This is a genomic window from Marinifilum sp. RC60d5, from assembly GCF_052400665.1.
Taxonomy (GTDB): Bacteria; Bacteroidota; Bacteroidia; order Bacteroidales; family Marinifilaceae; genus JBQTGK01.
This window is the reverse complement of the sequence record NZ_JBQTGK010000003.1, coordinates 574005-587298: the sequence shown is the minus strand read 5'-3', so window position 1 is coordinate 587298 and position 13294 is coordinate 574005. Positions and strand designations below refer to the sequence as shown.

At 32.1% G+C, this 13294-nt stretch carries 13 protein-coding genes; 8 read left to right on the top strand and 5 right to left on the bottom strand.

All coding sequences use genetic code 11. From position 1 onward, the window contains the following. Nucleotides 1–51 precede the first annotated feature (51 nt). The 4 genes from ACT3CE_RS09990 to ACT3CE_RS09975 all read left to right on the top strand — a co-directional run bounded on the left by ACT3CE_RS09990 (nt 52) and on the right by ACT3CE_RS09975 (nt 4444). Nucleotides 52–2430 carry a TonB-dependent receptor gene (locus tag ACT3CE_RS09990; protein ID WP_444709628.1) on the top strand — a complete coding sequence of 793 codons (2379 nt, stop codon included), beginning with the start codon at nt 52–54 and terminating at the stop codon, nt 2428–2430. A 4-nt stretch (nt 2431–2434) separates the two neighbouring features. Then, a complete protein-coding gene (locus tag ACT3CE_RS09985; RefSeq protein WP_444709627.1) occupies nt 2435–3277 on the top strand; it encodes a DUF4249 family protein in 843 nt (280 codons plus the stop codon). 281 nt (nt 3278–3558) lie between these two features. Continuing rightward, the gene (locus ACT3CE_RS09980) at nt 3559–3765 is read left to right on the top strand and encodes a hypothetical protein (protein WP_444709626.1); all 207 of its coding nucleotides are present in this window, start codon (nt 3559–3561) and stop codon (nt 3763–3765) included. A gap of 16 nt (nt 3766–3781) precedes the next feature. Continuing rightward, a complete protein-coding gene (locus tag ACT3CE_RS09975; RefSeq protein ID WP_444709625.1) occupies nt 3782–4444 on the top strand; it encodes a hypothetical protein in 663 nt (220 codons plus the stop codon). Between the two features lie 67 nt (nt 4445–4511). Here ACT3CE_RS09975 and ACT3CE_RS09970 read toward each other — a convergent pair whose 3' ends face one another. Beyond that, complete coding sequence (locus ACT3CE_RS09970) at nt 4512–5555, bottom strand: NAD(P)/FAD-dependent oxidoreductase (protein ID WP_444709624.1); 1044 nt, start codon at nt 5553–5555, stop codon at nt 4512–4514. Between the two features lie 134 nt (nt 5556–5689). Here ACT3CE_RS09970 and trhO point away from each other — a divergent pair, with 134 nt between their 5' ends. From trhO to ACT3CE_RS09950, 4 genes are all read left to right on the top strand, one after another. After that, nucleotides 5690–6724, top strand: a complete 1035-nt coding sequence (gene trhO / locus ACT3CE_RS09965; protein ID WP_444709623.1) for an oxygen-dependent tRNA uridine(34) hydroxylase TrhO — start codon at nt 5690–5692, stop codon at nt 6722–6724. Nucleotides 6725–6782: 58 nt separating this feature from the next. Further along, the gene (locus tag ACT3CE_RS09960) at nt 6783–7784 is read left to right on the top strand and encodes a tRNA dihydrouridine synthase (protein WP_444709622.1); all 1002 of its coding nucleotides are present in this window, start codon (nt 6783–6785) and stop codon (nt 7782–7784) included. 566 nt (nt 7785–8350) lie between these two features. Continuing rightward, nucleotides 8351–9802 carry a TlpA family protein disulfide reductase gene (locus ACT3CE_RS09955; RefSeq protein WP_444709621.1) on the top strand — a complete coding sequence of 484 codons (1452 nt, stop codon included), beginning with the start codon at nt 8351–8353 and terminating at the stop codon, nt 9800–9802. A 41-nt stretch (nt 9803–9843) separates the two neighbouring features. Then, complete coding sequence (locus ACT3CE_RS09950) at nt 9844–10902, top strand: DUF4932 domain-containing protein (RefSeq protein ID WP_444709620.1); 1059 nt, start codon at nt 9844–9846, stop codon at nt 10900–10902. Between the two features lie 224 nt (nt 10903–11126). Here ACT3CE_RS09950 and ACT3CE_RS09945 read toward each other — a convergent pair whose 3' ends face one another. From ACT3CE_RS09945 to ACT3CE_RS09930, 4 genes are all read right to left on the bottom strand, one after another. Next, the gene (locus ACT3CE_RS09945; RefSeq protein ID WP_444709619.1) at nt 11127–11588 is read right to left on the bottom strand and encodes a hypothetical protein; all 462 of its coding nucleotides are present in this window, start codon (nt 11586–11588) and stop codon (nt 11127–11129) included. A 206-nt stretch (nt 11589–11794) separates the two neighbouring features. Continuing rightward, nucleotides 11795–12625, bottom strand: a complete 831-nt coding sequence (locus ACT3CE_RS09940) for a YecA family protein (protein WP_444709618.1) — start codon at nt 12623–12625, stop codon at nt 11795–11797. Between the two features lie 157 nt (nt 12626–12782). Next, a complete protein-coding gene (locus tag ACT3CE_RS09935) occupies nt 12783–12971 on the bottom strand; it encodes a YgaP family membrane protein (protein WP_444709617.1) in 189 nt (62 codons plus the stop codon). A gap of 12 nt (nt 12972–12983) precedes the next feature. Next, nucleotides 12984–13292, bottom strand: a complete 309-nt coding sequence (locus ACT3CE_RS09930) for a hypothetical protein (RefSeq protein WP_444709616.1) — start codon at nt 13290–13292, stop codon at nt 12984–12986. Between the last annotated feature and the right edge of the window lie 2 nt (nt 13293–13294).

The window sequence follows — 13294 nt, the reverse complement described above, 5'->3', positions numbered from 1 at the left end:
TCTAAATTCAAGATAATTTTATCTGGCATAAATTTTATTTCTCAATTATATATGAAAAAAATTACTTCTGGCTTTATTTTTATTCTAAGCTTATTTCTATCCACTGCTTATTCGCAAGAAAACTACACACTTAGCGGAACAATTCTGGATGCCAAAAATGGAGAAACTCTTTTGGGTGCTTCAGTATACTTTAAAAACACAAACATTGGCATTATGAGTAATGAATATGGGTTTTACTCCCTAAGCATGCCAAAAGGGAAGTACACAGTTTGCGTTTCTTATCTTGGCTATGCAAAATCCGAAAAAGAAATAAATTTAACGAAAAACCAAACATTCGATTTTGAAATTACACCCAACACTACTGAGCTTATGGAAATAGTAGTACGTGGCGAAGAAATAGAAAGAGCTAATATAAGTATTCCACAAATGAGTGTAGCAAAACTTAAATCGGCAAGTATAAAGCAAATGCCTGTTGTTCTTGGCGAAACCGATGTTTTAAAATCGCTGCAAGTACTTCCTGGAGTAACAAATAATGGAGAAGGTTCAAGCGGATTTAATGTAAGAGGTGGTGCTGTAGACCAAAATCTAGTTTTACTCGACGAAGCAATTATTTACAACACTTCCCATTTATTGGGATTTTTCTCGGTTTTTAATGCCGATGCTATTAAAGATGTAAAGTTGTACAAAGGAGGCATTCCAGCCAAATTTGGTGGCAGAGTTTCATCGGTTTTAGATATCCGTCAAAAAGATGGTAACATTAAAAATTTTAGCCTTAATGGAGGAATTGGAGCCATCTCCAGTCGATTGGCTTTGGAAGGTCCTATGCTAAATAAGAAAGCTTCCTTTTTAGTTGCAGGAAGAGGTTCTTATGCACATTTATTTTTAAAACTTACCGATAATGATAACAGCGCTTCTTTTTACGATTTAAACCTAAAAACCCATTACGAAATCAATAAAAAAAACAAACTGTTCCTTTCGGGATATTTTGGACGCGACAATTTTAATATTTCCGATGCTTTTGAAAACAGCTATGGTAATCTTACTGGTAACCTTAGATGGAATCATATTTTTAACGATAAACTTTTTTCTAACCTATCTTTTATTTACAGTAAATACGATTATCAGCTTTCCTTAAATTTTCTTGATTTCGATTGGGTTTCTGATATTAAAAACTACAATTTAAAATATGATTTTAAATACTACGCGAACGATAAATTTAAACTCGATTTTGGATTTAGTGGAATTGCCTATAAATTTAATCCGGGCGAAATTAAACCTACTACCGAAACCTCTGCTATAAATTACGACCAACTGGAACAAAAAAGAGCTTTAGAAAGTGCTGTTTATATTAATGCTGAATCCAAACTATCCAGTAAAATAAGCTTCCAATATGGAATTAGGTACAGTAATTTTATTCGCTTTGGTGGACAATATCTTGACAATTACGAAAACAATTTGCCTGTGTACTACAACCAAACACTTGAAATTTATGAAAGAGGCAATAAAACAGGAAATACCTATTCTAAGAAAAATGATAGAATTGCCGATTTTGACAATTGGGAACCCCGTCTGGCTCTACTATATAAATTAAATGAATCATCCTCTTTAAAATCTGCTTACTCAAGAACTACACAGTACATTCATTTACTATCGAATACCGCTTCGGTTACACCATTAGACGTTTGGACTCCAAGTGGTAAATACATTAAACCTCAGCTATCAAACCAATATTCCATAGGCTATTTTAAAGACTTTAAAAACAACATTTTTTCTCTCGAAGTGGAAGCATATTACAAGACAGTTGATAATAGAATTGATTATATCGATGGATCTGATTTAATTGGAAACGACCATATCGAAACGGAAGTGTTAAACGGTGAATTAAGATCCTATGGGCTGGAATTTTTAGTTCGTAAAAATGAAGGTCGGTTTACCGGTTGGCTTGCCTATACCTTTTCGAAAGCACAACAAAGAACACCAGGAGGCAAATCTGGAGGACCCGGTATAAACGACGGAAAGTGGTACAAATCGGCACACGACCGAACTCATGACATTTCCTTTACGGCAACTTATAAACTTAATAAAAAACTGAGCTTTAGCAGCAATCTTATTTTCCAAAGTGGCAGGCCAGTAACCTATCCTAATGGCCAGTATCAATACGAAGGCTTATCTATTGCTAACTATGATAGCAGAAATGCCAATCGCCTGCCTGCTTACCATCGTGTGGATATTGCTTTAAGCTATAAACCTAATCGTAAACCAAACAACAAAATAAAAGGAGAATGGGTATTTGGTATTTATAACCTATACAACAGACAAAATGCTGCCGCAATTTCCTTCGGACAAAACATAGATACAGGAGTTAATGAAGCCACACGAACCGCTATATTCGGAATTGTGCCTTCTGTTACCTACAACTTTAAATTTTAATATTATGCTTAAACATATAGTTTACATACTTACAATTACATTATTACTATTTTCAGCTTGTACTAAAGTTGTTAATGTTGATGTGCCTGAAGCTGATTCTAAATTAGTTATAGAAGCTTCCTTAGATTGGGAGAAAAATACAAGTGGGAATGTTCAGAATATAAAACTGAGTAAATCGACGCCCTATTTTTCGGATGATCAGAACATTACAGTAACAGGCGCTGTGATTACAGTTACCGATAAAACAAGTAATCAGGAATTTAAATTCGAAGATCAGAACAATGGGGAATATTTATGCACCAACTTTATTCCGATAATTAACAGAACATACAGCCTTAAAATTATTTACGAAGAAGAAACCTACACTGCCGAGGAAATATTGCAATCGCTAAGTGGAATTTCCAAAATAGATCAGTCGGTAGAGAATGGTTTCGACGATGAAGCTATAGAAATCAATATTTACATTCCCGACCCAGCCAATGAGCCAAATTATTACATGCTAAAATATTACGAACGTGGCGATCTGCTGTCCGAAATATCCGATTTAAAAGATGAATTTATTGATGGTAATGAAATTAAACTATTCTGGGAAAAGCAAGACGATGATGATACAAATGAGGAGGAGTTTAAAGCCGGCGACATTGTAGATATTCAACTTTATGGTATTTCTGAATCCTATTACAATTATATCAGCATTTTAAGTGAACAATCAGAATCGGGAAATCCATTTAGCACCATTCCTGTTGCATTAAAAGGAAATTGCATTAACACAACTAATCCCGATAATACTCCTTACGGCTATTTTAGACTTAGCCAATACGTACAAAAAACCTATACTGTTCAGTAGTTTTTTTATTTTTATCAAGTAGTCATATTCCGGTCTCTGCCTTGTACAGACCGGATTTTTTATCCCCAATATTTGCAGCAAATAAATATTACCCGCCACAAAAAATAAGCTTAATAAAGCTTCTCACAAATCCAGCTCCACCCAATTGTTACCTAAAAAACAAATTCTTCAATTTTCTGTTTACAAGAGATCCAATTCTTAATTCGGAAAATAAAATATTTGACACAATGCGATAATTTTCTTAAATTAAGTGACTTAGTACTAATTAAACTAATTGTAAAATGAAAAAAATTGGATTACTCCTTGGAGTATTATTTATGTTACTGCAAGCTTGCGCAGATTCAAAGCCTAAGAAAAACGAAACGTCCCTTACTCCTCAGCAAGAAAATACCGAAGTTACCGATTCTATTAGCAACAAGCTGGAAAACACAATAGAAGATCTTGAAAAAGCCGAAGAGGAAATTGATAAGATGTTAGAAGATTTATAAGCCTAAAACTAACAAAATGAAAAAAATTAAGATAAGTGTACTTTGCCTGTGCATAATAATGTGCACTAGCCAATTGCTGCTTGCCCAAAATATTTGGGAAAAGCAAGGCAAAGACAAAATGGAAAAAGTGCAACAAGAAAAAAAGGATTCCCTTAAAAAGATGATGAAAAACAAAAAATCGGAATTCAAAAAAAGAAGCAAATCGCAAAAAGACAGCATGAAAATGCAACACCAAATGCATAAAAATAAGATGCAGGGTGCAAAAGGTGATATGCAAACCCGAAAAAAAGAGATGATGGAAAGACGCGATTCCGTGAAATCTGAAATGATGGAAAAACGTGATTCGATGAGATCGGAAATGGAAGGAAAAGGCAAAGCCTATGGCAAAAAGAAAGAACTAAGAGGAAAAGAGTTTAGTGAAGAAAAAATCGAACAAATTAAAATGATACGTGAAAATCGTAAAAAAGAACTAAACCTCACACTCGAAGAATCGGATAATAAAATTAAAGCGGCTAAAGAAAGAATTAAAAATGCCCGTGAAAAATTAGAACGAGAAAAAAGCGAAGGCAATACCAGCGAAGAAATGTATCAGTCTAAACTCGAAAAAATTAATAAAGTAGAAAGTAGAGTTAAAGCTTTAGAAGAAAAAGTTCAAAAAATTAAATCAGAAGAAAAATAAAACCAATTTTAATTAAGAATAGCCTCTGTCTTAGTATAAATATGCAAAGCACAGAGGTTTTTTTTGCCTACAAAAATCGACGAATATCCACTTCTCTGTTTAAAGTATAGCCATTTACTGAGAGTACACGCACCATTTCACGGGCAAAATATGGTGCCAGCATAACTCCTTTGGTTCCCAATCCGTTTAAAATTGCAACATGCTTATGTAAAGGATGTGTACCCAATATAGGACGCCGATCGATTACCGTAGGACGAATACCTGCCCAATGTTTTAAAACCGTATATGGCAATTCTATTAAATCCTCCAATCGGGAAAGTAAATCTTTACGAGCATCTAAAGTCAATTCCTCATTCAGGTTTTTCCAATCGTAAGTAGCTCCCACTTTAAAGCGATGATTGCCCATAGGCAAGACAAATAAATTTTTGTTGAGAATAAAATCTTCCGCTAATCCTTTACATTCAATCTCGAGTAACTCACCTTTGGTAGGATTGAATCCAATCCCTTTAAAATAAGGATTTTCAGAAGCATGATGCCCTTCACAAAACACAATTGTCTGCGCTGATATTCCATGCCAGGTAATTGCTCCATCAATAAATCCAAGATCTTTGTATTCAAAATCCGATTCAATCAAAAAACCTTTATCCAGAAAGAACCCTCGCAATTTCCTAAGCAAGCGTTCCAAATTAACATAACCCGACTTAGTTACTCTTCCATACGAATCAAAATCTTTTATCCCCTTACATAAGGAATCTTTGCCAAGTCCCACAATATAATCCGAAAATTGTGCTTGCTCAATTCGCTCTTTCCACATTTTTTGTTCATGACTGGCTAAAGGCTTAATTATATCCATGGGATATAAAAATTTATGTCCCAGCTCACTTTCAATATCTTCATAAGTTTCTACCATTACAGGTAAAGCTTCATCAACCATCCAACTCTTAGTTAGTCGTTTAAAAACCAAAGGATTAAACATACCTGCAGCAATATCTGAAGCCTTGCTTTTGTGAGGACTCGAAATAATTGTAAAATTTAATCCGGCTTTATACATATTATATGCCAGTAACGATCCTGCAATTCCCTGTCCAACAATTAAAAACTGTTTTTCCATAAACCGAAATTAAAAATGAGAATGTAAAATAAACTATTTCAGACTTAATTATCTTTAATTTATCCAAAAATATTGTTTGAATACAAAAAACCTATACTTTTGTTATCCTTATTAATTCTAAATTAAAACAATAAATGTTACTTCATAATAAACTTAGTAAAGAAGAACTCAAGAAACAACTTGAAGAAGAAAACTTTAGTAGAAAAACACTTTCTTTTTATAGATATGTAATTATAGAAGATCCACAGAAAGTTCGAGATCATCTATATTTACGATGGTTTGAATTAGATTGTAAAGGGCGAATTTACATTGCTCGCGAAGGAATTAATGCACAAATGAGCGTACCAGAACATAATATTAAAGCTTTTTTTTCACTAATGAATAACCTAAAAGAACTGCAGGATATGCCAATAAAATGGGCCGTAGAGGATGATGGAAAATCGTTTTATAAACTCATTGTTAAACTGCGACCTAAAATTGTTGCCGATGGATTAAACGACAATGCATTTGATGTAACTGATGTAGGCAATCATCTCTCCCCACTCGAATTTCACAATCAAATATCTTTACCTAACACAATTGTTGTAGATATGCGAAATCATTACGAAAGTGAAATTGGTCATTTCGAAAATGCCATTTGCCCCGATGCAGATACATTCCGCGAAGAAATTGATATTGTAGTTAACAATTTAAAAGACAAAAAAAAGGAAAAAGTCTTACTGTATTGCACAGGAGGAATTCGATGCGAAAAAGCCAGTGCATACCTTAAACATCATGGTTTTGAGGATGTAAATCAGTTACACGGAGGAATTATTGCTTATGCACAGGACATAAAACAACTCGGCTTAGATTCTAAATTCAGAGGAAAAAATTTCGTATTCGATGAACGACTGGGAGAAAGCATAAACAATGAGGTAATTGCAAAATGCCATCAGTGCGGAAAAGCTTGCGATACACACACCAACTGCGCCAACAACGACTGCCATCTCCTATTTATTCAGTGTGATGAGTGCCGTGAAAAATATCAGGGCTGCTGTACCGACGAATGTGCACAGATTATTCAATTACCATCAGAAGAACGTACCAAACTACGATCTAAATTTCACGACAAATACAGCAAAAGTCAGATTTACAGACAAAGAATACGACCAAAATTGAAAGAGTTATAAATAAAATATTACTACGTACAATCAAAATTGACTAAACAATAAAAATCCAACTAATAAAATGAACAATTTCTGGCACAATATACAAACAGCAAATTTCTCACTGGCTCCAATGGAAGATGTGACGGACACTGTTTTTCGAGAGGTCGTATTAAAAAGCATGGAAAACGGAAAACTCCATCTTATGTTTTCCGAATTCACCTCGGTAGAAGGCTTTTGTCATACTGTGGGGAACGCTAAAGTAAAACACCGCTTGCGAATAAACGAATCGGAAAAGAATCTGCTTAAACAAAAAAATGTAAAGTTAATTGCCCAAATTTGGGGAAAAGACCCTGATAAATATTATAAAACGGCCCAATATATTAGCAATGAAACCGATTTTGATGGCATTGATATAAACATGGGGTGTCCGGTAAAGAATGTTGTGAAAAATGGTTGCTGCTCTGCCCTAATTGAACAGCCAGATCTTGCCAAAGAAATAATACAGGCCACCCGCGAAGCCACCCAACTTCCTTTAAGTGTAAAAACACGTATTGGCTTTAAAAAAATAGTTACTGAATCCTGGATTTCTCACCTTTTACAACAGCCCATTGATGCTTTAACCATTCATGGCCGAATTCAAAAGCAAATGTCGGATGGTAAAGCCGACTGGACCGAAATTAAGAAAGCAGTAAATTTACGAAACAAGTTAGCTCCTCATGTCAAAATAATTGGTAACGGCGATGTGGAAAGTTATACCGATGGTTTACAAAAAGTAAACCAATATGGTGTTGACGGAGTAATGATTGGACGTGGAATTTTCAAAAACCCATGGTTTTTTCAGCCCAGTAAAATAGACATAAAAATGGAAGAAAAACTGGCTTTATTAAAAGAACATACTCAAATTTTTCATTCAAGTTGGGGAAACGAAAAAAACTTTGCTATTCTGCGACGGTTTTTCAAAATTTATACCAACGAATTTAAAGGCGCCTCGGCGCTACGTAATGAGCTAATGAATACTAATACTGCAGAAGAAGTTTATGATGCTATTAATCGGTTTACAAATACGACACTCGATTTTTAATTACTAAAATGCAAATCCTATTAAAACTATATTTTACTTTTTTACATTCTGTTGTATTTTTAATAGGCATTATTATATTTTTCAAATTAGATCAGATAAACAAATTCTTCGAACAAATTATTACGTAAACTACCATCACAATAAAATACAATAAATTAGGTTAAATTACACTGTCACAAAACACTACTTTCACTAATCTTACAAAATAAATTAGATACAATTCTAACAAATACATTTTAATTCACAACTCGCTAAATATGTAGAAATAAAAAATTGTAAAAAGTATTTACATTAAACAAAACACATATTACAAAACTTAAAAACCAATAGAAACAACTGTAAAAAAAATAAATAATATTGTAAAATAATATCACAAACAATTAATTATTTTATTTAATATTTTGTAAATTGATCTGATAAATTCAATTTTAGAAATAGACATTAAAAACAGTTAAGTAATTTTTAAGGTGATTGTTGAGCAAGTAAACTAATAAAAATTATCTCAGCTTTTAAATTCACAGGAATAAATCATAATAGAATTAAAGAAAATCTCAAACTAAAGACCTATGAATAAAATCATTTTATCTGCCCTTACAATTGCCCTACTATTGGGAGCATGCACACAAAATAATACAAAAAATCTGGCGATAATAAAAGGAAAAGCCCATTCTGATGTTAAGGAAATTAAATTTGAATGGTTTAAACAACACAGTGCAGATATGAAACGCCCTCAGCATCTTGCAAAAGTAGACAGTCTGGGAAATTTCGAGATATCTATTCCTGTTCAAAATATTAGCAAAGGTGAAATGCTTGTAAACAAGCGAAGCTATGATATGATTATACAAGCCAATGATCGTTTAGAAATCAACATCACCAAAGATACAGTTACATTTAACGGAAAGGGAGCTGAAAAAAATAAGTTCCTTCAGATACTATCGCAAAATAAAAAATGTTCCAAAATGAATATCATGATATCGTGGTATAGAGAACAACACGAATTCTCCGAATTCTTTAGTATGATTGAAGAGTATGTAGATATAAGAAATGCTGAGTTCGAAAAGTACAATAACAGCCATTCGTTGAATCCTGAATTCATTGAGTATTTCAATATAAAAAATGAACTGGATCAAATTGACATGTACCAACAGGCAAGTATTATTTATTCGCGTAAAAACCGAATCCCTATTGATTCTGTACAAATACCTTCGAAATATAAAAAACAGTATACCCTTAAAGGATTTGCTAAAGACCAATATTTAATAGCAGACAACTATTTAGATATATTATATCAATTCATTCGAAATGAGGTAAATAAACTACAATCTATCAACAGAAATTTAGAAACTGATTCTCTTAGATTAGCTATTATTATGGATTCCTTACCTGAAAAAACAAAAGAACATTGTCTTGTACAAGAATTATATTATGATTTTTCAATCTACGACAAGTACGACTCAACAATGATGGCATCTTTTAACAAAATAAAATCGGATATCAACTGTATTAATTTTATTGATAATGAACTAAGCAAATTCAATAAGAAAAATGCAATGATTGGAGCACCTTTACACAAGGATTTTCTGCAAACAGTAGTTTATGATACTACAAATACAAAAATGACTATCTCAGATATATTATCAAAAAATAAAGAAAAAGTAATATATATGGATATTTGGAGTTTAGGATGCGGTCCTTGCCGAATTGCCATGCCACATTCTAAAAAGCTACACGAAAAATTAAAAAAATACCCTATCGAATTTATTTACATGACTGTTGATTCTTATTCAGATAAATTATGGAATGAGGTTTATGAAGTTTCTCAAGAAAAAGAAAACCAATATCGCTTTGAGAAAGGTTTTAACTCAAAGTTGCATCAGCTATTTAATATTATTATCATACCAACCTATATTTTAATCGATAAAGAAGGAAAATTAGTATCCTATAATGCCGAAAGACCCAACAAAGGAAGACAGGATAATCCTGATTTAGAGAAGATATTAATTAAACTAGCCTCATAAAAAGAAATCTAATTAATTAAACATATTTAAAACAAGCTGATATGAGAAAACTTATCCTTATATTTTTATTAATATTTAACGGAAATTTATTTTCTCAAAACAAGTGCCTAAGTCCAAAAGTTGATGAACGAATTGAATTGTTGAGTATCGTGTTTCGTTTAGCAGATTCACCAGAATATAAAAACAATACTATTAAACGATATACCGATTCAATTGATAATTACTTTAAGACATACAAAAACCACAGCGTAATAAAAATGGCATCGCAATTTCGAGATAAAAATGGTGTTTCATTCGATGCTGTGCCGTCTTTGGCTATTCATATTAAAATAGTAAACGACTCAATTAAATTTAATCCTACGCTTACAAAAAATAATTTAGATGATAGATGGACAAAAAAGGAAGAAGACTTTATTCTTCTTTTAGATGATTTTTATCGCAAAAGTAATTTTCAAAACTTCTTTAATCAGAATCAGAAATTTTACGAAATTGCCATTAATCGATTCACTAAAATTTCTAATTCCATTAACTTGTTATGGTTCGAACATTTTTTTGCTTGCGCTCCCAAAGGAAAATATAATGTGGTACTTAGTTTTACCAATTGGGGTAACTACGGACCTAAGATTACAAATAAATCTGGCATTGAAGACATTTACTCTATTTTATCTGCCAATAGTACAGATAGCTTAGGCTACCCAACCTATAAAACCAATAAAAAACAAACCTTAGTACATGAATTTTGCCATTCATTTTGCAATCAACTGGGAGAAAAATATTATCCTGAAATGGAAAGCAAAGCTCAAGAACTATATCTATCAGTATTAAAGTTAATGAATAACCAAGCTTATGGATCTGCACAAACTATGATTAATGAAATATTGGTAAGAGCATCGACAATAAAATATTTAGAAGATGAAGGAGCTAATTCACAACAAATAGATAAGCTATTAGATAACGAAGAAGCAAAAGGATTTTTATGGATAAGAAATCTTTACCAAAGCTTAAATGTGTATAGTAAAAATCGAAAAAAGTACCCTACGCTAGACAGTTACATGAATCAAATTATAAAAGTGCAGGAAGAGTTTAGTATTGAAAGCTAATATTAGCAACTAATAAAACAACCCCACTGCATAAGATAAACAAAAATTACACTAACTGTCAGAATAAGTGAATCCTATAATTTCGATAGTAAATTTGAAATTATAATTCTGCATAAAAACATCTATGTACAATATAAATATCCGATTTAATTTTAGTTTGTTACTTTAGTAAAAAGTTTTCTTTTGCAAGATTAAATTTTAATTGATTTGCTATCGATACTAAATTACACAATCTCATTAATTGTAAATGATTGATTTTTAAATACAACCACTTCTCCTGCTTTTTTCCCCATAAAAGCTTTTGCAATTTCAGAATGAAGAGAAACAAAATAATATTGATTTTCGCCAATGCTATATTGCCCCAATGCAGCCAATAAATAAAAGCAAATTTTATTCGTAATTACCAAAGAACCAAAACTCACTTCCTCATACATTTTATCTAAGTTAACCTGATCTAAAACTTTTTTTAGTTCTAGGCTATTTTGCATTTGCTTGTTTGCTTTTTCCTGCTCTAGGTGAATCATGGCACGACCAGTCTCGTGCTTATCTCCTGCTGTACTTTTACTCTCACTTCCAACCGATTCTTTTAAATCTACCAATGCTTTTTTATTTTCATCAATTGTAGATTGTAAATTCTCTAAAGCCAATTTATAAAGCTCTTTTTTTAGCTGTAGCTGTTTACTCATATATATTTATTTCAATCTGCTAAAAATAATCATTAGAATTCGATATGCCATATTTATTAACTGTTCCGATTAAAATAAATAATAAAATGTAAATTCCGCTATATTTCACAAATCCTTCTTTATCGAAATACAAAATCATTAAAAAACGGTTTTATTATTCTAAATAAGAACAATAAAACCGTTTCTAATAATATAATAAATTCTGCTTATGCCTGATTTTTCAGGCAACATTGTTTATATTTTTTACCCGATCCACAAGGACAAGGATCATTTCTATTTATTTTTCCTTCTTGTTGAATTGGCGATTCGGTAGATGCAAAGATATGTTCCATTTGTTGGTAATGATTTTTCCACTCCGAATCCCGCATTTCGCAAAATGCTACTCCCTTTTGAAAGTCGGTTACTCTACCCTCCATTACATCAATATAATATTGCAATTCAATGGCTGTGTGTTTACCTTCGAACTTCGGTAACATCGCTTTAAACTTTGCAAGGGTATCTTCTCTCATTAAATCTCCTAATACTCGGATGTAATGATCTAACCAATGAAAATTTTCTTTCTCTAAAATAGAATGAATGCGATCAAATTTTTCCTCTTGTGCATAGTACAAGGCCTCAAAACAAAAAAGATAAGGTGTTTTATTTTCTTTTTTTATATTCTCTTCAATAAAGTACAATACTTTATCAATAAAGGCATTTGGGTATTTCTTTGCCAGCAGTCCAACCAAATAAACTGCTTGTTCATTCATTAAATCCCAATCTTCCTCTGTTGTAAACAAATCCAATAAAGGTTCAAAAAGATCTTCTGATAAATGCTTCTCGGCAACCACAGCATACCATAAAGGCGCTGGCAACATAATTCTAAGTTCATCAGAATAGTATGCTTCTCCTTTATATGCATTTTGTAATGCGTAAACCAATTTTTTATTAATATCCTCACTATTTTCCTGATTTCTTAAAAAATCAATGGCTTCGTAAGGAATCCCTTTCGAACAGGTATCTATTACCTCAAATGCTTGTATTGTAGAACGAATCATATTGTCAATTTTATAGGGCAAAGATATGGAAAATTATACCTGAATACCTAGGGATTTTTACTTCTTTAAAGCAGCTTTGTTTTAATAAATAAAAGTCAAAAAAATATCCCGAAGTACAAACTCCGGGATAACAATCAATAAAACTAAAACTAATGGATTAATCCTCCACCTTAAAAACTTTCTTTAAAATATCATCCATCAAGCACCATTTGGTTATAGACGATTGCAAGAGATTTAAACCAACAAATGCTGTAAGTAATAGCCAATTTTCATTCACATAAGCTGCAAGTAAAACACTCACCAACACAATGGTTCCGGCAAGTCCTCTTATTATTCTCTCTCTCATATTATTTAATATTTATATAAACTTCTCAACATCAAGAACATAAGCATGCATTGGACTACAACATTTTATGCTCAAATTAAATTTTTCAATCTGTTTGAACAGATCCGTTGCTTTCTCTTCCTCTAAAAAAGTAAATGTAGCTGCCGAATCGTAATGATCTTTACCAGAACCAAACCAGTTTGAAGTATTCGATTTATCACTTTTTTTCTTGGTATAGCCTTTCACATCAAATTCGCTGTAAGCACTAATTTCTGCTTTATTGTAAATTTGCTTTAAATCATCGTAAAAAGCTTTCACACAAAATATAACAACTACTTTCATAA

What these genes read in the sequence shown, in the direction of transcription:
- ACT3CE_RS09990 (WP_444709628.1), top strand. Translation starts at nt 52, where the DNA reads ATGAAAAAAATTACTTCTGGCTTTATTTTTATTCTAAGCTTATTTCTA.
- ACT3CE_RS09985 (WP_444709627.1), top strand. Translation starts at nt 2,435, where the DNA reads ATGCTTAAACATATAGTTTACATACTTACAATTACATTATTACTATTT.
- ACT3CE_RS09980 (WP_444709626.1), top strand. Translation starts at nt 3,559, where the DNA reads ATGAAAAAAATTGGATTACTCCTTGGAGTATTATTTATGTTACTGCAA.
- ACT3CE_RS09975 (WP_444709625.1), top strand. Translation starts at nt 3,782, where the DNA reads ATGAAAAAAATTAAGATAAGTGTACTTTGCCTGTGCATAATAATGTGC.
- ACT3CE_RS09970 (WP_444709624.1), bottom strand. Translation starts at nt 5,555, where the DNA reads ATGGAAAAACAGTTTTTAATTGTTGGACAGGGAATTGCAGGATCGTTA.
- trhO (WP_444709623.1), top strand. Translation starts at nt 5,690, where the DNA reads ATGTTACTTCATAATAAACTTAGTAAAGAAGAACTCAAGAAACAACTT.
- ACT3CE_RS09960 (WP_444709622.1), top strand. Translation starts at nt 6,783, where the DNA reads ATGAACAATTTCTGGCACAATATACAAACAGCAAATTTCTCACTGGCT.
- ACT3CE_RS09955 (WP_444709621.1), top strand. Translation starts at nt 8,351, where the DNA reads ATGAATAAAATCATTTTATCTGCCCTTACAATTGCCCTACTATTGGGA.
- ACT3CE_RS09950 (WP_444709620.1), top strand. Translation starts at nt 9,844, where the DNA reads ATGAGAAAACTTATCCTTATATTTTTATTAATATTTAACGGAAATTTA.
- ACT3CE_RS09945 (WP_444709619.1), bottom strand. Translation starts at nt 11,588, where the DNA reads ATGAGTAAACAGCTACAGCTAAAAAAAGAGCTTTATAAATTGGCTTTA.
- ACT3CE_RS09940 (WP_444709618.1), bottom strand. Translation starts at nt 12,625, where the DNA reads ATGATTCGTTCTACAATACAAGCATTTGAGGTAATAGATACCTGTTCG.
- ACT3CE_RS09935 (WP_444709617.1), bottom strand. Translation starts at nt 12,971, where the DNA reads ATGAGAGAGAGAATAATAAGAGGACTTGCCGGAACCATTGTGTTGGTG.
- ACT3CE_RS09930 (WP_444709616.1), bottom strand. Translation starts at nt 13,292, where the DNA reads ATGAAAGTAGTTGTTATATTTTGTGTGAAAGCTTTTTACGATGATTTA.